Source organism: Pseudoxanthomonas japonensis, assembly GCF_043632995.1.
Taxonomy (GTDB): domain Bacteria; phylum Pseudomonadota; class Gammaproteobacteria; order Xanthomonadales; family Xanthomonadaceae; genus Pseudoxanthomonas_A; species Pseudoxanthomonas_A japonensis.
The window spans coordinates 2096681-2114315 of record NZ_CP171632.1 but is presented as its reverse complement, the minus strand read 5'-3'; the positions used below and the strand labels follow the sequence as shown (position 1 = coordinate 2114315).

Genomic DNA, 17635 nt, shown 5'->3' with positions numbered 1-17635 from the left:
GATGGCGACAGCATTCCGACCACAATCGGACACAGTGTGCCTGAGCATGCGCACCATCGTTTCCCTCCCCCTGTGTGCTCATGTTGGTTGTATCCAGCTCGCGCGCGATGGCTTTGCCCGCACGTCGCCCCCTGCTGGCCTTGCTGGCCGGTTCTTCCTTCTTCCTAGTCGCGCTGTACCTGCTAGCCCAACGGGCCGATTTCCCGTTCGCGCATGCGTTGTTGGAGTTGCAGGGTGGCCACTGGGCGCTCAAACAGCATTGGCTGCTGGAATCGCTTCTGCATCGCGGCGGCCGCATGCTCAGCCTGCTGGCGTGGCTGACCGCCGTGGCGTTGCTGCTGGCGCGCTGGCCACAACGGGCGCGCTTGCGTTGGCATGCGCCGCTGGCCCGCCTGCTGCTGACCACGCTGCTGTGCACGATCGTGGTCGGAGTACTGAAGGCCACGACCCATATGGACTGCCCGTGGGATTTGAGTGCGTTTGATGGCACCCGGCCGTTTATTTCCCTGCTTACACCACGTCCAGAGATACTCGGCTCGCCCAAGTGCTTTCCTGCCGCGCATGCCGCCACGGGCTTTGCATGGATCGGCTTGTACTTCTTCTTTGCCGCGGTACGGCCGTCATGGCGCTGGGCCGGTCTGGCCATGGGGCTGCTGCTGGGACTGAGCTTTGGCCTGGCCCAGCAAGTGCGCGGGGCGCATTTCCTGTCCCATGACATCGCCAGCTTGACGCTGTGTTGGTGGGTGGCGTGCGCGGTCGAGCTTTTCGCGCGCTCCTCTGAGAGGAGCGTGGCATGAATACGATTCTCAGGACGTTGGCCCCGGCTGCTTGGGGCGATCATCTGCGGGCGGCGTGGGCCTGGCGCCTGCGCCTGAGCAGCGAAGCAATGATCCTGTGGGCCAGTGTGTACTTCACCTTGGCCAGCAACGCGATGTTCTGGAAAGCGGCGGTGCCCTCGCCGATCCAGATTCGCTGGGCCTTCTCCTTGGCAGTCCTGATCACGGCCGTCAATGGCTTCTTGTTGGCCTTGTTGCTATGGCCTCGTCTGTGGCGGGCCACGTTGATAGCGCTGATCCTGCTGGCCGCCATGGCCGGTCACTACATGAGCGCGTACGGGATCTATATCGATGCCGATATGGTCCGCAACGTGGTCAAGACGGATTGGCGCGAGGCTCACGACCTACTTGGCTGGGATCTGCTGATCCCCTTGGTAACGGCGGTGCCTGCCGTACTGCTGGTCACTCGCATCGAGTTGACCCGGCGGCCGTGGACGCGCGCCCTTCTCGCCCGCGTGGCGCTACTGGTCGCCATGGCCCTGCTGGGAGCGCTAGGCGCGGCTACCTCACTGCAGGCCTTGAGTTCGTTCCTGCGCAACCAACGTGAAGTGCGCTACCTGGTGACTCCCGCCAATGTAGTGGTGTCCCTGGCCAAGGTCATCAGCGAGGAGCCCCCGGGCAAGGCACGGGTGCAACTGCCAATCGGCGAGGACGCGGTCCAGAGTCCGGCGGCCGGCGAGCGCAAGCCGCGTCTGCTGGTGCTGGTGGTCGGCGAGACTGCGCGGGCCGCCAATTGGGGGCTCAGTGGCTACACCCGACAGACCACGCCTGCCCTGGCCAAGCGCAATGTCGTGAACTATCCCCAGGTGAGCGCCTGCGGCAGTAGCACCGAAGTCTCCCTGCCCTGCATGTTCTCCCCATATGGCCGCAAGGACTACGACGAGAAAGCGATCCGCGGCCACCAGTCCGTTCTGCATATCCTGCAGCGGGCGGGGGTGCGGGTGCTCTGGCGCGACAACCAGTCCGGCTGCAAAGGTGTATGCAGTGGTCTGGAAATCCAGGACCTGCATGCCCGCACCGATGCCGACGTCTGCGAAGGCAATCGGTGCTATGACCAGATCCTGGTCAAGGATCTGGCCCAGCAGGCGCGTACGCACCGCGGCGATCAGGTGATCGTGCTGCATATGTTGGGCAACCACGGTCCCACATACGCCGAGCGCTACCCACGCCAGTTCGCACGATTCACTCCCGAGTGCACGACCTCGGACCTAGGACGGTGCGAGCGCGAGCAGATCGTCAACGCATATGACAATGCCCTGCTCTACACCGACCACGTACTGGGCAATACGATTGATGCCTTGGCCCAGATGTCCGACTACGACACGGCGATGATTTATGTATCCGATCACGGCGAGTCCCTTGGCGAGAATGGGCTTTTCCTGCATGGCATGCCGTACGCCATCGCGCCCAAGGAGCAACTCCAGGTGCCGATGGTGGCTTGGTTCTCGCATGGTTGGCAGCAACACACGCGCCTGGACATCCATTGCGTGCGCCAGAATGCAACGGTGCCCTACAGCCATGACAACCTGTTCCACACGTTGCTGGGCCTGACCGATGTGCGCACGGCGCTCTACCAACCCGCGCAGGACCTCTACCGTTCCTGTCGGACCCCTTGAGCGAGCGTTCAACGTGGGTTCGGCAGCTGAGCTCGTACGGGTCTGTTGTAGATGTCGTGATGGAAGCGAGGTTTCACGAGGATGCACGAAGCTATCCGCGACCGAGACTTCTCCGCAGTGATCGGGTCGATGTCAGCGGTGAGATCCTGCACCCTTATGCTGCCGAGTCTACACCTGAGGGATGGTGCATTCTTCTCTACGCGCCGTATGAGGGCACTCGTCGCGCGATTCTCCTGACTATGGTTGCTTTTCCGCCCCACGGTTGGCCCGCTTGCTAACGGACTTGCGTGGCTTGAGTGGGAGCTGACGTCGGCGCATTGCCGCTTCCAATGCCGCGGGCAGATCCTGCAGCTTGCTCAGTTGCTTCTCCAATGCGTCGGCGCGCGCCCGCTCGCTGCTGGCGCTCCGGCTCGCCTCGGCGGTGGCGGTCCTGGCCTCATCGAGCGCTTGGCGCAGCGACGCCTCGCTGGCCGCCTGGTTCTTGGTAACCGCCGTGAGGCGACCCTGCAGCTCTTTGACCTCCTGGCGCGCCCGATCGACTTCGGCATGGGCGCGATTCTCCAGCGCCTGCACGTGCGCGGCCAGACTGGCGCGTTCGGATTGGGCGGTGTCCTGCAGGGCCTGTAGGCGGGCTTCGAGCGCCCGCTTGGCGCCTCGGGCCTCGACCTCGCGCGCCGTCGCGGCGTCGCGTTGCTGGGTGAGTTCTTCGAGTTGCCCCTCGAGCCGGCGGACCAGTCGCTGCAGTTCGGTCAGCTGCGTGGTCGCTATGAGCTCCGCTTGGCCTGCGGCCTCCGTCTGGGCCCGCAGGGCGCTGGCTTCGGCCTCCAGCCTCTCGCGCTCCCGGTGCAGGGCTGCGCGTTCCTCCTCGAGGACTCGCTGATCCGCGGCCAAGGACGCCTGCAGACTAGTCTTGGCGCTGTCCAGCGCCAGCGCCCACCACTGCCCTGCCAGGGTGGCGACGGCGTCTGGCGCGTCGGGGACCGCCAGGCGAACCTGCTGCGTGTGTAGACGGCGGCCGAGTCCCTGCCACCACGTGTCCAAGTGCCGCGTCACCGTGTTGGGCGAGCCGGTGCCCAAGTGCGCGCGAATGCGGTCGACGGTCGGGCGCTCCCCGGCCGCGACCAATTCGTCGGCGGCAGTATGGACGTCGGTTTCGGTGATGCCTCGTGCCACGGGAATGCCTCCTCTGTCGCCGCCCTGCCCCGTTGAATACGTACTCGCGATAAGTGATGATTATCGCTAGTAGACGCCCTATTTCATAACGTACATTACATAGTATGAAGCGAAATAGCGCATTGCTCGTCACCCTAGCGACAGCCGCAAATCTGGTCCTGCCGGAACAGCTTGCCCAGCAGGCCGCCGATGCGGTGCGCGAACTGCTCGCCGAAGCGGCCGCGGCCAATACGACCCGCAGCTACGCCACTGCCCTGCGCTACTGGGCCGGCTGGCACCAGGCCCGCTATGGCATTGAGCTGGCCTTGCCGGCGAGCGAGGCTGTGGTGATCCAGTTCTTAGTCGACCACATCCAGCGCAAGAACAAGACTGGCCTGGTCAGCGAGCTGCCGCCGGCGGTCGATAAGGCACTGGTCGCCGCCGGCCTCAAGGCTAGGGTCGGGCCGCTGAAGCTGTCGACCGTGGTCCAGCGCGTGGCTGTGCTGTCCACGGCGCACAAGCTCAAGCGCCTGACCAATCCGTGCGACCTGCCCAGCGTCCGCACCCTGCTCAGTCGGGCGCGGCGTGCGGCGGTCAAGCGTGGCGAGCGGCCGACCAAGAAGACCGCGATTACCCGTGCCGAGCTCGAGGCCATGCTGGCCACCTGCGATGACAGCCTGGAAGGCCGGCGTGACCGTGCCCTGCTCTGCTTCGGCTTCGCCAGCGGCGGGCGCCGGCGCAGCGAGATCGCCGCCGCCGATATGCGCGACCTGCGCAAGGTCGGCGAGGACGGCTACATCTATCGGTTGGAGTATTCAAAGACGCAGCAGGCCGGAGTGAAGGCGGATTCGACGCCGGACAAGCCAATCTTGGGACGCAGTGCTGAAGCGCTGTCAGCGTGGCTTGAGGCCGCTGGGATTAGTGAGGGAGCGATCTTTCGGCGAATCTGGAGGGAGAGGGTCGGCCCTGCCCTGCTCCCGGGTTCGGTGGCCGCGATCGTAAAGCGCCGCGCCCGGTTGGCTGGGCTGGAGGGGGATTTTGGGGCGCACAGTCTCAGGTCCGGATTTGTCACTGAGGCTGGCAAACAAGGCGTACCACTGCCGGCGGTGATGGCTATGACCGAGCACCGATCGGTGGCGAGCGTGATTGGGTATTTCCAGGCTGGAGCTGCTGAAGACAATCCCGCCGCCCGTCTGCTGAAATAATATGATTTCGGTTAGAAGCATTCGCAATGCCTGACATACCCGCTCACCATGAATGTTCGTGCAGACAGAAAAGCGGCCCGATCTTCCGTCTCCGCTGCAGATGTGGTGTTCGCCCTCCCTCCGCCGCGAGCAGTTCGGGGCAGCGGACGCAAAAATTTTGGGTATCCGGATTTTAGTGTGGGAAGACCGCACTAGCCCTTCTTGTCTGACAGCTCTCGTTCGGTAGGTTTCTGGTATCGCAAGGCTTACGCGCTTTTAGCCTTCAGTGTGGGCTTTGTCTGGCGCATGTCGGTGCAAGGAAACAATCAGTGGCAGGTCACCTTGCCCCCGGCTCGAACTGGGGTTTGAGGCGCAGTGGAACGGAAAACCGGGTTAAGCCACGCGCCTAGCTCCCGTGCAGAGAATCGATCAGCGGGCACGACACAGTGCCTCGCTGCGCATGGCACTCGTTGACCAACCGTGACAGCACCGCTTCGATTCGCGTCAGGTCCGCCATCTTGGTGCGCACGTCGGTGAGCTGGAGCGCAGCCAGCTCGGCGGCTTCGCTGCAGTGAGTGCCGTCCTCAAGCTGTAGGAGTTGGCCGACTTCGTCCAGGTTGAACCCCAGCCGCTGGGCGGATTTCACGAAACGCACCCGCGCCACGTCCGCCGATCCGTAGCGGCGAATACTGCCGACGGGCCGACCTGGTTCTGGCAATAACCCCTTGCGCTGATAGAACCGGATGGTCTCCACGTTGACCCCAGCGGCCTTGGCGAAAGCCCCGATGGTCAGTGTTTGCGGATCGTTCACCATCGCGCTTGACTCCGTACTTGACTACGGAAGTAACCTTAGCGCATCACGCAACGTCTCGGAAGGAGATCCCTCACATGGCAGACCCCAGCAACGGCCGCGGTGCACTGGCCGCCGGTGGCCTCGCCGCCATCCTCGCCTCGACCTGCTGCCTCGGTCCGCTGGTGCTGATCACGCTGGGTTTCTCCGGCGCCTGGATCGGCAACTTGACCGCGCTGGAACCGTACCGGCCGATCTTCATTGGCGTGGCGCTCGTGGCGCTGTTCTTCGCGTGGCGTCGCATCTTCCGGCCGGCTCGCGCCTGCGCGCCGGACGACGCATGCGCCGTGCCCCAGGTGCGGACGGCCTACAAGGTGATCTTCTGGATCGTCACCGCCCTGGTGCTGATCGCACTCGTGTTCCCCTACCTCATGCCCCTGTTCTACTGAAAGGAGATTGCCATGAAGAAACTCGTCGCATTGCTCGCTCTGACCGTTGCCCTCAGCGCTCCCGCCTGGGCCGCCACCAAAACCGTCACGCTGTCGGTGCCGAGCATGACCTGCGCCACCTGTCCGATCACGGTCAAGAAGGCGCTGACCAAGGTCGAAGGCGTCATCGAGGCCAAGGTGACCTGGGAGCCCAAGGAGGCGGTGGTAACCTACGACGATGCCAAGACCACTCCGGCCGCGTTGACCAAAGCCACCGAGAACGCCGGCTACCCGTCTACCGTCAAGAAGTGAGCACACGCTCATGACCGAGGCGATCACGCTGCACATCGATGGCATGACCTGCGGGTCGTGCGCCGAGCACGTCAAGCAGACCTTGGAAAAGGTGCCCGGCGTGCGTTCGGCCTCAGTGTCCTACCCACAGCGCCGGGCCGAGATTGAGGCCAGCGTAGGTACCGCCGCGGACGTGACCTCGCTGGTCGCGGCGGTATCCGCACTCGGTTACCGAGCGCAGCTTGCCGATGCGCCGGGGCAACCCAGCGACCTGCTGAACAATGCACAAGAGCGGCTGGGCGGCGAACCAAAGCGCGAGGACGATGAGGCTGCACTGCACGTGGCCGTGATCGGCAGCGGCGGCGCGGCGATGGCGGCGGCGTTGAAGGCCGTCGAGCAAGGGGCGCGTGTGACGCTGATCGAGCGCAGCACTCTCGGCGGCACCTGCGTCAACGTCGGATGTGTGCCGTCCAAGATCATGATCCGCGCTGCCCACATTGCGCATCTGCGTCGCGAGAGTCCGTTCGATGACGGCATTGCCGCCGCCTCGCCGAAGATTCTGCGTAAGCGCTTGCTGGCTCAGCAGCAGGGGCGCGTCGATGAACTGCGCCACGCCAAGTACGAAGGCATCCTGACGAGCACCCCGACCATCACCGTGCTGCGCGGCGATGCCCGATTCAAGGATGCGCACACGCTGACCGTGGCAACCGCTGACGACGGGATGCGCGAGGTGAGTTTCGACCGCTGCCTCATCGCCACCGGGGCCAGTCCGGCGATTCCACCGATCCCGGGCTTGAAAGACACGCCCTTCTGGACGTCGACCGAAGCGCTGGCCAGCGACACGATCCCCGATCGGCTGGCCGTGATCGGCTCGTCGGTGGTGGCCGTCGAACTCGCGCAGGCCTTTGCCCGGCTGGGCAGCAAGGTGACCATGCTGGCGCGCAGCACACTGTTCTTTCGCGAAGACCCCGCCATTGGCGAGGCCATCACGGCCGTGTTCCGCGCCGAAGGCATCGAAGTGCTGGACCACACCCAGGCCAGCCAGGTCGCCTATGAGGATGGGGAATTCGTGCTCACCACCGAACGCGGCGAACTGCATGCCGACCGGCTGTTGTTCGCCACCGGCCGCACCCCAAACACCCGCACGCTCAACCTCGACGCGGCCGGTGTGGTGGTCAATGCGCAAGGCGCCATCACCATCGACCACGCGATGCGCACTACCGTGCCGCACATCTATGCCGCCGGCGACTGCACTGACCAGCCGCAGTTCGTCTACGTCGCGGCGGCGGCCGGCACCCGCGCTGCAATCAACATGACGGGTGGCAACGCGACGCTGGATCTGACGGCGATGCCGGCGGTGGTGTTCACCGACCCGCAGGTCGCCACCGTGGGCTACAGCGAAGCCGAAGCGCACCACGACGGTATCGAGACCGACAGCCGCACGCTGACGCTCGACAACGTGCCCCGGGCGCTGCTCAACTTCGACACGCGCGGTTTCATCAAGCTGGTTTCGGAGGCCGGTTCGGGACGACTGATCGGCGTGCAAGCGGTAGCCCCGGAAGCAGGCGAGCTGATCCAAACCGCAGTACTGGCGATTCGCAACCGCATGACGGTGCGAGAGTTGGCCGACCAGTTATTCCCCTACCTGACGATGGTCGAGGGGCTGAAACTCGCGGCACAAACCTTCACCAAGGACGTAAAGCAACTGTCCTGTTGCGCGGGGTAGTGGCTGGGCCTCTTACCTATGCTTCATCGGCTGAATCACAAATTCAGGCTGAAGCGCCGCCTCTTGCACAATGGGCTGAGGACTATTCGAAATACCCCTCTTCGAGTAGCCGCGCCAGCGTCGGGAGATAGGGGCCGTACTCGACCACGCGCGTGATCTTCTTCTTGCGCGTTGCCGCCGTGGTCATCCGCTGGAACACGAAGTCCGTGGTCATTGGGTCGTCGTCATCGACCAACACGGTTTCGATAACCGAGCCATCCTTGCGCGCCTTCTTGTCGTAGAGTATGCGCGCCCGAAGCACCTCGAAGCTGTAACCCCTGCCCATGCGGTTCATGTCTTTGGCCACTCGGTTGACTGACTCAGTATAGGCATTGGTAATCGGCTGCTCGAAGTAGGCGAAGATTTCGTCGTGCCAGTTGTGCACGGCGGTGGTCAGGTCCTTGAACGTGGCCGCCAATTCGGTCGGAATATTGGCCTGCCACTTCGCGCAGGCGGCTTCTGCTGCTGGGCGGGTCTTCTGATCCCAGATCGACAGAAATCCTTCCTTGAGCGCGTGGGCTTCGCTTAGGAGCGGGAACTGTTGGAACCATTCCCGCATCCGGTCCATATCTCTCCCTGTCAGGTCGTGCTGCCGCTTGAGCAGCAGGAACCGCTCGTCCTTGAGTTTGAGGCGCTGCCGGGTGGACAAATCCTTGCGAATGCGCTTGCGCAGCTTCTCCAGCGCGTCGTTCGCCATGCGCTGGATATGGAATCGATCGACCACGATCCGGGCCTGTGGCAGCGTGGCGCGCACCACCTGCCGATAAACGTGGTACATGTCCATCGCCACCCACTCGACCGAGTCCTTGTCCCGCAGGTCGCGGAAATAGGGCATCAACTCGGCTTTGGCCCGGCTGGGGCGGATATCGAACACGGTCTTGCGCTCGACGTTGGTGATCATGGCCCGGTACTGGCCGATGATCTTGAGCTCGTCGATACCCAGCACCCGCGGCGTCCGGAACTGGGTCTTGGCCTCGACCTCCTCGATGAAATCGTCGAAGACGTGGCGGACCGTCTTTTCGTCCACGGCTACTTCCCGGGCAAGGGCCGCAAAGGTCTTGGAGAAGGACTGGTCGCGGATATAACGCACCAGACGCGCCGTGGCTTGGCGTTTTCCATCAAGGTCCGCCACAGGCTCAAACAAGGTCTTGGTGCAGCTTGTACAGCGATAGCGACGGCGCTGGATGAAGATCACGACGGGTTTGCCGTGCGTCGGTGTGTCCTGAAACGACTGTTCCTGTGAGCCGTGACCATGCAGGCGTCCGGTCTTGCACAGCGGGCAGGTCACCCACTGATTGACGCCTTCGGCCTTGACGACGTAACTGTCCTCGCTGGTCAGGATTTCAAGCGTCTTCAGGCTTCGCAGCTGGAGAAAGTCCGTCACTCAGCACCTTGGGCGAACCCACACTGAAATCCGACTTTTACTCTAGCACATCCGCTCAGCCGTCCAACACCAAAATCCATTCTTTGAAAGTGATAGCTACAAAGACCCAAGGAGCCAGAACCCACACCAGATTCCGGATACCCTAAAAAAGCTGCGCGCCTTGCACAGGGAAATGGAGATCCTGTCCGCTGCGATGGCTCCGTATGTCGCATGCAGTGCGGGGTGCTCGGCATGTTGCCACTACCCGGTGCACCTTTATCCCGTTGAGGCCGAGCTTATTGAGAAGCGATCCTCGCATTCTCGATTGCCGAAGTCGCTTCCTAGTGCCGACTTCCATGGTTCGCCCTGCCCCTTCCTCATCCAGGAACAATGCTCGATCTACGAGGACCGTCCAATGGTTTGCCGCCAGCATGTTGCGTTGACCAACACGGCGTACTGGTGCGATCCGGTCAGATCGGGCGAAATCACTTTGCCGATGGCCCAACTCTCCAAAGTTCAAGAAGCTTTTCATGAGCTCGTAGCAAAAGATGGCCGCACGACCCCCATGGACATCAGACAGATCTTTGCGGTACCCGGCGAAAGCTCCTGGGTATGTAAGTCCCTTAAAACTTGTCCGGACAGCGCACCTTCGCGCGAGATCTGCGCGCAACGGGAGCGTCAGGACTGATGGAGCCGCGCTTCCTGTTTGCGCTTATGTTAGCAATCCCATATCAAGGAAATTGTTCAGAACCCACTGACGGCGCCACGATGCGTGGAGAGATACGTAGATTCACCCTCGCCCTGTGCGGCTTTGCGATGCTCGCCGCTCAGCTCTTCCACATCTATCTTCCCTGGCTGATTGCGCGACCGGCGATGCTCGCCTTCCTGATGCTGATGCTGTTCGGCACGCCTATGCTCCTGTTTCCGCTGGCAAGGAGCCCGATCACTCTGGCGGTTCTCGTTGCGATGGCAGGCTGGTCGCCAGCCTGTGGATCGGCGGTGAAGGCACGCCTTCTGCATCGAGGCTCGGTCCGCAGCAATCGGCGACCAGCATCGGGCCGATTCTGGCGCCGATCGCCGTCGCCGCCATCAGCACGGATGGGCAGTTTGTCGTTGCCTGGGGGCTGGCCGCGGCTTCGCTCATGCTGACGCTCAGCCTTTCACGGCTCTGGCCCCAGCGCGGCGCTGGCTCCCCCGATTGTCCCCGTCCCTGAACCTCGCGGCACGGCAGAAGTCCGCAGCTCTCGATGCCCCATCACCCGCCTGCGCGCGGCGATGAAGAACGTGTTTTCAGCTCTCGGTCAACGGCAAGAGGATGTAGAACTTGGTCAGCTTCTCGTCGGACAGCGCGCTGACCGACCCGCCATGCGCCTCGACGATGGATTTGACGATGGCCAGTCCCAGCCCGGCGCCTTCGCCCTTTCGGTGGGCGGCGTGCCCCACCCGGTAGAAGCGGTTGAAGATGCGCGAGAGCTCCTCGGGTGGAATCTTCTCGCCGGGATTCTCCACGCTGATGATGACGTCCCGATCGTTCTGCGAGAACCTCACGGTGATGGTTTCGCCACTGGGCGTGTACCGGATCGCATTGGAGATCAGATTGCTGAGCGCCCGGCGAAGCATTTCCCGATCACCGCGGATCGGTGTCGTGCGGCCGCGAAGTTCGAGCTTCACGCCTCGCTCTTCCACCAAGGCCTCGAAGTACTCGAACAGCCCCCGGACGGCGTCCTCAAGGACCACGCTCTCCAGATTCAGATTGCCCGGATCGTTCTCGGTCTGAGCCAGGAACAGCATGTCGTTGATCATGCGGTTCAGGCGCCCGAACTCTTCCAGGTTGGAATAGAGAATCTCCCGATACTCGTCGGCCGAGCGGGCCTGACCGAGCGCCACTTCCGTCTGCGTGGTCAGGTTCGTGACCGGCGTGCGCAACTCGTGGGCGATGTCGGCCGAGAAGTTCGCCAGTTGCTCGAACCCATCCTCGATGCGCCCGAGCATGTCGTTGAAGGACGCGATGGTTTCTTCCAGCTCGACCGGTACAGCCTTGGGATCCAATCGCAGATACAGCTTGGACGAGGTGATCGCGCGAATCTTCTCGTTCGCCCTGTGGATCGGAATGTGCCCCCAGCGAACCGCGAACCAGGCGACAAGGATCGCGATGCACATGACCACGCAGATGGTCCACCACTGGATGCGCTTGAAGCTCCGGATGAATTCGAGATGGCCGCCGATGTTCATCGCCACGGCGATCGTGTAGGTACCGCTCAGACTGGTGTCGCCCCCGACCTGGATGACGCCACCTCGATAGGACTTCCCGTTCTCTTCCCATATCGTCATGCTTTGCCTGTCCGCCAGAGGGACGGGAGGTGTGCGCCGGGCGAAGCTCGCCAGGTCCGGACCGTCCTTCGGCGCGTACAGCGTCTTTCCGCCGGCATCAGCGACATAGTAGTAGACCCCGTGATGCCCCCGAACCGCACGGCGCAAGGCCTGCGTATCGCTTCCGTCCTGCACCTCGCCCAGTGCCCGGATGACCGAACTGGCGATCACGCCCAACTCTTCCTCATCCATTTCGGCGAAATGCCGGTCGAGGGATCCCACGCTGACCCAGCTGAACAGCAGGAGCACCACCATCATCGCGATGCCGACGAGGCCGGTGACCCGTGCGGAGAGCGAAGCCGGACGCCGCAGAAAGGCAAACCGGTCAGGCATCCGGCAGGTCCAACGTGTAGCCCATGCCACGTACGGTCTGGATGAGCTTGGGCTCGAAGCTGTCGTCGATCTTGGCGCGCAGCCGCCGGATCGCGACGTCGATGACGTTGGTGTCGCTGTCGAAATTCATGTCCCAGACCTGCGAGGCGATCAGCGAACGCGGCAGCACCTCGCCTTGGCGACGCGCCAGCAGTTCGAGCAAGGCGAACTCCTTGCTGGTCAGGTTGATACGCTGCCCGGCCCTCGTGGCACGACGGCGCGCCAGATCCAACTCCAGATCCGCAATCTGGATGCGATCGTGCGGAATAGGCGAACCCCCTCTGCGCAACAACGTCCGGACGCGCGCGAGCAGTTCCGAGAACACGAACGGCTTGACCAAGTAGTCGTCGGCGCCCAACTCCAATCCCTGGACGCGATCGTCGACGCTGCTGCGAGCGGTCAGGAACAGCACCGGCACCTGGTTGCCTGCCGCCCGGATGGTTTGCAGGATTTTCCGCCCATCCATGCCCGGCAACATGACGTCGAGCACGATCAGGTCGTAATGCTCGGTCGTGGCCATGTGCAGGCCGTCGGGCCCATCGCGCGCCAAGTCGACGACGAACCCGGCCTCCATCAGCCCTTGACGGACGTAGTCCGCCGTCTTGTGCTCGTCTTCGACAACCAGAAGTTTCATGTCAGCCCTATGCCCGCACTCGTTCGTGCTTCCGGCTCCCGCCACGACGGATGGATCATGATGGGTCACTGGAATCTACCGAGGCGAAGCTGCCATAAGGATGACGCAAAGATTACATATCAGTAATCATTTCGTCACCATTTGGGCCGGAGCGGCGTTGAACGAGTGAATGCCAAACGATCGTGTCAGCGTCCGCGCCTCAGCAGCAGGCTGATCGCGGTTGCGGCGGCCAGCGCGAACAGGGCCGAAATGAACCAGAGGAAATCCGAATCCAGGAGGATGTTGCTGAACAGGAAGCGCCCAAACGCGACGACGGCACCGATGGCCGTGGCCCAGTACAGGCATCGCGCCCGGCCGGAGAGCAGGAAGCCTCCAATCCCCAGCAGCAGGACGCCAAATCCGGCAATGAAACCACCCCAGGTGCGGAACACGGTGCCGAGCCATTCCAGGAACGCCGGGGGCAACGTGCCTGGGTCGATACCGGTGTGCCGGATATCCTCGGGCAGAAGCGCGGGGCGCAACACTAGGAAGAACACCGCAGTCCCCATGGTGAGGAGGCCGAGCACCAGGAGCAGGATGCCGCTCAGCGCGTCCCTCCGATCGACAATGTGCTGCTTCATCGCGTCCAATCTCCACGACCGCTTCGAGCGCCGACCCGACCAGGTCGGCAAGCCAGGCTGCTACTGACACTGCAAGACGCCATCTGCCACAACGATGACGTGGTGATTACATGAATGTAATCAACGCGTAACTGACCCGACAGCGACGCCTTTCTACGCTCAGGAGGCATCGTCGCCAATTGTCCCGTCCATTCTTAACTGGCGCCCTGGAGCATCGAGATGAGCGAAATTCCTGATCGGAAGCGAGGCGGTTGGCGCAGCCCCGCCGTCCTGACCGTGTGCGTCTTTCTCTCTATCGCGGGACTCTTCCTGTGGCTGGAGCATCGGGCGCACGTACTCGGTGCGCTCCCCCTCTTGCTGCCCCTGGTGATCTGCATCGGCATGCACTTCTTCCTGCACCGCGGTCACGGCGGTCACGGTGGCCACCAGACGCATCGGGAGGAGGGCGACCGCGATGACCGGTAACCCGCCCGCCTACGGCCTCTGGTTTCTGGCGCTGGTGAACGCCGGCATCTTCATTCTGTTCGCCCTGAGCTTCTTCAAGCCGACGACGGCGCGCGACTGGCGCTCGCTGGGCGCGTTTTCCGCCTTCATCGTCGCCCTGTTCGTGGAAATGTACGGCTTTCCGCTGACGCTCTACCTGTTGGCGGGTTGGGTGGGCAATCGTTTCCCGGGACTGGACCCGCTGTCCCACGACGCCGGCCACATCTGGCCCGCACTCTTCGGTTGGTCGGGAGATCCTCATCTCAATCCGTTCCACCTGGCCAGTTACGTGCTGATCGGCAGCGGGTTCTGGCTGATCGCCGCGGGCTGGCGGGTGTTGCACGAGGCTCAACGCGCCGGATCGCTTGCCACCACCGGGCCGTACGCCCATGTGCGGCATCCGCAGTACGTGGGCTTCATCCTGGTGCTGATCGGATTCTTCCTGCAATGGCCCACACTCGTGACGGGCGTGATGCTGCCGATTCTGCTGGTCATGTACTGGCGGCTCGCCAAGCGGGAGGAGCGCGAGGTCGAAGCGACGTTCGGGGATCAGTATCGACGCTACGCGAGCGACGTGCCTGCATTCGTGCCGCGGCTTGGGCGCTTGTTCAACAATAAAGAAGGCCAGATCGAATGAGTCACCATGACCCGCACGCACACCACCAGCACGATCACGGCGCACACGTCCATGCGTCTCCACCCGGCACCGGCGCCGTCGTAAGCGCCGCCGGTTCGAGTCACGCAGGCCATGCCGGCCATGACCATGGCGCCATGGTCGCCGACTTCCGCAGACGCTTCTGGGTCACGCTGCTGCTGACCCCGTTTGTCCTCGCGCTGTCGCCCATGATCCAGCACGCGCTCGGCCTGGGCGAGGCGTTGGCATTCACAGGCGATCGTTACCTCCTGTTCGCCCTGTCGACCGTCGCCTATCTCTACGGCGGCTGGCCCTTCCTGGTCGGCGTCGTCTCCGAACTGCGCAAGCGTCAGCCCGGGATGATGACGCTGATCGCGTTGGCCATTTCGGCCGCCTACATCTTCTCGGTGGCAGTGACCTTCGGCTTTCCCGGGCAGGAGTTCTACTGGGAACTGGTGACGCTGATCGCGATCATGCTGCTGGGCCACTGGGTCGAGATGCGCTCGGTCATGGGGGCGTCGCGTGCCCTGGAGGAACTGGTCAAGCTGTTGCCCGACAGTGCCACCCGCATCGATGCCGATGGCAGCCTGCACGACGTGCCGATCAGTGCGTTACAGCCAGGCGACCGCGTGATCGTCCGTCCCGGCGCCAAGGTGCCGGTGGACGGGGAGATCACCGAGGGCTCCTCGGACTTCAACGAAGCCATGCTCACCGGCGAATCCCGCCCGGTCGCCAAAGGAGTCGGTGCCACCGCGATCGGCGGGGCCATCAACGGCGCGAACGCCGTCATCATACGCGTCACCGCAACTGGCGATGCCACGTATCTGTCGCAGGTGATCGACCTGGTCAAGAAGGCGCAGCAGACCCGCTCGCGCACGCAGGACATCGCCAACCGCGCTGCCGCCTGGCTGACCTACATCGCCTTGGCCGTGGGCGTCGGCACGCTGCTGGTCTGGTGGCTGGTGCTCGACGCGCCGCTCAACTTCGCCATCGAGCGCATGGTCACCGTCATGGTCGTCGCCTGCCCGCACGCGCTCGGACTGGCTGTGCCCCTGGTGGTCGCGGTCAGCACGTCGCTGAGCGCGAGCAACGGCCTGCTGATCCGTGACAGGGCGGCGTTTGAGCGAGCGCGCCGACTGGATGCGGTCGTGTTCGACAAGACGGGCACGCTGACCGAGGGACGATTCGGGGTCAGCGACATCGTGATGCTGCAGGAGGGCGATGAGCGCCAGGAGTTGGCCTTCGCCGCGGCGGCCGAGAGCCAGTCGGAACATCCCATCGCCCATGGCATCGTGGCCGAGGCAAAGCGCCGCGACATCGCCATCCCCAAGGCCAGCGACGTGCGCAACATCACCGGCGAAGGCATCGTAGCCAACGTGGGCGACGAGCGCGTGCGCATCGTCAGCCCAGGTCATCTGGCCCGCCAGGGCAACGCCATTACCCACGAGCGGCTGGGACAGCTCGAATCGGCAGGCAAGACCGTCGTCGTACTCGAACGCGATGGTCAGCCGCGCGCACTGTTCGCGCTTGCCGATATCGTTCGGTCCGAATCCCGGGATGCCATCGCCGAATTGACCCGGCTGGGGATTCGCTCGGTGATGCTGACAGGTGATGCCCGAGGCGTGGCCGAATCGGTGTCCAAGGAACTTGGGATCTCGGAGTACTTCGCCGAGGTGCTCCCGGATCAGAAGTCGCAGAAGATCCAGGAGCTTCAGGCCCGCGGGCTATCGGTCGCCATGGTGGGCGATGGCGTAAACGACGCCCCGGCGCTGGTCCAGGCCGACCTGGGCGTGGCCATCGGCGCGGGCACCGACGTCGCCGTGGAGTCGGCCGACGTCGTGCTCGTGCGCAGCGATCCGCGCGATGTCGGCGCCATCCTTGGCCTGTCTCGCGCCACTTACCGCAAGATGGTGCAGAACCTGATCTGGGCGACCGGCTACAACACGATTGCGGTGCCCATGGCGGCGGGCATCACCTTCGGTACGGGCTTCCTGATGACGCCTGCCATCGCCGCCGTCTTCATGTCGGCCAGCACGGTGATCGTCGCCATCAATGCCCAGCTTCTCCGTTTCTACAGGCGACAAACATGACTACGACAGATTCCTCCAGCCGAGTGATCCTTCCCCTTCCCGGCAACGAAGCATTCGCCCGCCAGTTGGCGGTCGCTGGAAGGTGGGAGCTGGGAGAGCTGGAAACCCGGCGATTCCCCGACGGCGAAAGCTACGTGCGCATCGCCGCGGAGGTGGCGGACAAGTCGGTCGTCCTCGTGCAGACCCTGGCCCAGCCCGATCCCGGCTTCCTGTCGCTTGTCTTCGCCGCCGACGCCGCCCGCGACCTCGGTGCCCGCGACGTGATCCTGGTCGCACCTTACCTGGCCTACATGCGGCAGGATCGCCGCTTCCACCCCGGAGAAGCGATCACCTCCCGGAGCTTTGCCCGTCTCGTGTCGTCGAGCTTCGACCGCCTGGTAACGGTCGATCCCCATCTGCACCGTTACCCGGCGCTGTCGGCGCTCTACACCGTGCCCGCCGACACCCTTCATGCCGCTCCGCTGCTGGCCGACTGGATCACCGGCGAGGTGGAAAGGCCGTTGGTGATCGGTCCGGACGAGGAAAGTGAGCAGTGGGTGGCGGCCATCGCCCAGCGCATCGGCGCACCCCATGCAGTCCTGCGCAAGATCCGCCACGGCGACCGCAATGTCGAGGTCGCATTGTCCGACCTGTCCGCCTGGCGCGATCGCCAGCCCGTGCTGGTCGATGACATTGCGTCCTCCGGACGCACGCTGATCGAGGCCGCGCGGCAGCTGCCTCAGCAAGGCTTCGCGCTGCCCGTGGTCGCTGTGGTGCATGCCATCTTCGCCGAGGATGCCTATCCACAACTCGCGCAGCTATGCAGCCGCATCGTCTCCACCGATGCCGTGCGTCATCAGAGCAATGCGATTGCACTGGCCCCGCTGATCGCACAGGCCCTTGCCACCGACACGGAGGCAGCGACCAGCCTCGTGCGCCATCGCCGTCCACCCGAACCTCTCGATGACATCGACCCGACGACGGGTGCCGACTCCTTCACCGCGACTTCCACACTCTGAGGATTCCTC

General features: G+C 63.7%; 18 protein-coding genes. 11 read left to right on the top strand and 7 right to left on the bottom strand.

Annotated features, from left to right (window positions below; all coding sequences use genetic code 11):
* Window positions 1–80: 80 nt before the first annotated feature.
* Together ACGHX3_RS09590 and ACGHX3_RS09585 are read left to right on the top strand one after the other, a co-directional pair.
* On the top strand, window positions 81–797 hold the full coding sequence (locus tag ACGHX3_RS09590) for a phosphatase PAP2 family protein (RefSeq protein ID WP_394694823.1): 717 nt from the start codon (window positions 81–83) through the stop codon (window positions 795–797).
* Window positions 794–2452, top strand: coding sequence for a phosphoethanolamine transferase (locus ACGHX3_RS09585; protein WP_394694822.1), 1659 nt, complete (start codon window positions 794–796; stop codon window positions 2450–2452). The genes ACGHX3_RS09590 and ACGHX3_RS09585 overlap by 4 nt, the downstream gene beginning before the upstream one ends.
* Before the next feature lie 237 nt (window positions 2453–2689).
* Here ACGHX3_RS09585 and ACGHX3_RS09580 read toward each other — a convergent pair whose 3' ends face one another.
* The gene (locus ACGHX3_RS09580; protein ID WP_394694821.1) at window positions 2690–3625 is read right to left on the bottom strand and encodes a DNA-binding protein; all 936 of its coding nucleotides are present in this window, start codon (window positions 3623–3625) and stop codon (window positions 2690–2692) included.
* A gap of 104 nt (window positions 3626–3729) precedes the next feature.
* Between ACGHX3_RS09580 and ACGHX3_RS09575 the strand changes: the two genes are divergently transcribed.
* The gene (locus ACGHX3_RS09575; RefSeq protein WP_185896208.1) at window positions 3730–4809 is read left to right on the top strand and encodes a site-specific integrase; all 1080 of its coding nucleotides are present in this window, start codon (window positions 3730–3732) and stop codon (window positions 4807–4809) included.
* A 385-nt stretch (window positions 4810–5194) separates the two neighbouring features.
* Here ACGHX3_RS09575 and merR read toward each other — a convergent pair whose 3' ends face one another.
* Window positions 5195–5602 (bottom strand): Hg(II)-responsive transcriptional regulator, encoded by a 408-nt coding sequence (gene merR / locus ACGHX3_RS09570; RefSeq protein WP_012480188.1) that lies wholly within the window; start codon window positions 5600–5602, stop codon window positions 5195–5197.
* A 74-nt stretch (window positions 5603–5676) separates the two neighbouring features.
* On the opposite strand from merR, the gene merT reads away from it, so the two are divergent.
* The 3 genes from merT to merA are packed head-to-tail and all read left to right on the top strand — an operon-like array spanning window position 5677 to window position 8023.
* Complete coding sequence (merT, locus tag ACGHX3_RS09565) at window positions 5677–6027, top strand: mercuric ion transporter MerT (protein ID WP_019183730.1); 351 nt, start codon at window positions 5677–5679, stop codon at window positions 6025–6027.
* Between the two features lie 12 nt (window positions 6028–6039).
* Window positions 6040–6318 (top strand): mercury resistance system periplasmic binding protein MerP, encoded by a 279-nt coding sequence (merP, locus tag ACGHX3_RS09560; RefSeq protein WP_012480190.1) that lies wholly within the window; start codon window positions 6040–6042, stop codon window positions 6316–6318.
* Window positions 6319–6328: 10 nt separating this feature from the next.
* Window positions 6329–8023, top strand: coding sequence for a mercury(II) reductase (merA, locus tag ACGHX3_RS09555; protein ID WP_394694820.1), 1695 nt, complete (start codon window positions 6329–6331; stop codon window positions 8021–8023).
* Between the two features lie 82 nt (window positions 8024–8105).
* Here the strand turns inward: merA and ACGHX3_RS09550 are convergent, their stop codons facing one another.
* Window positions 8106–9446 (bottom strand): ISL3-like element ISStma11 family transposase, encoded by a 1341-nt coding sequence (locus tag ACGHX3_RS09550; RefSeq protein WP_054665575.1) that lies wholly within the window; start codon window positions 9444–9446, stop codon window positions 8106–8108.
* A 172-nt stretch (window positions 9447–9618) separates the two neighbouring features.
* On the opposite strand from ACGHX3_RS09550, the gene ACGHX3_RS09545 reads away from it, so the two are divergent.
* Window positions 9619–10113, top strand: a complete 495-nt coding sequence (locus tag ACGHX3_RS09545) for a YkgJ family cysteine cluster protein (RefSeq protein WP_082393984.1) — start codon at window positions 9619–9621, stop codon at window positions 10111–10113.
* 255 nt (window positions 10114–10368) lie between these two features.
* Here the strand turns inward: ACGHX3_RS09545 and ACGHX3_RS09540 are convergent, their stop codons facing one another.
* From ACGHX3_RS09540 to ACGHX3_RS09525, 4 genes are all read right to left on the bottom strand, one after another.
* The gene (locus ACGHX3_RS09540; protein WP_155944466.1) at window positions 10369–10569 is read right to left on the bottom strand and encodes a hypothetical protein; all 201 of its coding nucleotides are present in this window, start codon (window positions 10567–10569) and stop codon (window positions 10369–10371) included.
* Between the two features lie 146 nt (window positions 10570–10715).
* The gene (locus ACGHX3_RS09535) at window positions 10716–12128 is read right to left on the bottom strand and encodes a Cu(+)/Ag(+) sensor histidine kinase (protein ID WP_056878761.1); all 1413 of its coding nucleotides are present in this window, start codon (window positions 12126–12128) and stop codon (window positions 10716–10718) included.
* Window positions 12121–12801 (bottom strand): heavy metal response regulator transcription factor, encoded by a 681-nt coding sequence (locus tag ACGHX3_RS09530; protein ID WP_054665569.1) that lies wholly within the window; start codon window positions 12799–12801, stop codon window positions 12121–12123. The genes ACGHX3_RS09535 and ACGHX3_RS09530 overlap by 8 nt, the downstream gene beginning before the upstream one ends.
* 185 nt (window positions 12802–12986) lie before the next feature.
* Window positions 12987–13421, bottom strand: coding sequence for a hypothetical protein (locus tag ACGHX3_RS09525; RefSeq protein WP_054665567.1), 435 nt, complete (start codon window positions 13419–13421; stop codon window positions 12987–12989).
* Between the two features lie 219 nt (window positions 13422–13640).
* On the opposite strand from ACGHX3_RS09525, the gene ACGHX3_RS09520 reads away from it, so the two are divergent.
* From ACGHX3_RS09520 to ACGHX3_RS09505, 4 genes are all read left to right on the top strand, one after another.
* Complete coding sequence (locus ACGHX3_RS09520) at window positions 13641–13886, top strand: DUF2933 domain-containing protein (RefSeq protein ID WP_054665565.1); 246 nt, start codon at window positions 13641–13643, stop codon at window positions 13884–13886.
* Window positions 13876–14541 carry an isoprenylcysteine carboxylmethyltransferase family protein gene (locus tag ACGHX3_RS09515; RefSeq protein WP_054665562.1) on the top strand — a complete coding sequence of 222 codons (666 nt, stop codon included), beginning with the start codon at window positions 13876–13878 and terminating at the stop codon, window positions 14539–14541. The genes ACGHX3_RS09520 and ACGHX3_RS09515 overlap by 11 nt, the downstream gene beginning before the upstream one ends.
* A gap of 134 nt (window positions 14542–14675) precedes the next feature.
* Complete coding sequence (locus ACGHX3_RS09510; protein WP_164490769.1) at window positions 14676–16628, top strand: heavy metal translocating P-type ATPase; 1953 nt, start codon at window positions 14676–14678, stop codon at window positions 16626–16628.
* Window positions 16625–17626 carry a ribose-phosphate pyrophosphokinase gene (locus ACGHX3_RS09505; RefSeq protein ID WP_054665556.1) on the top strand — a complete coding sequence of 334 codons (1002 nt, stop codon included), beginning with the start codon at window positions 16625–16627 and terminating at the stop codon, window positions 17624–17626. The genes ACGHX3_RS09510 and ACGHX3_RS09505 overlap by 4 nt, the downstream gene beginning before the upstream one ends.
* Window positions 17627–17635 lie beyond the last annotated feature (9 nt).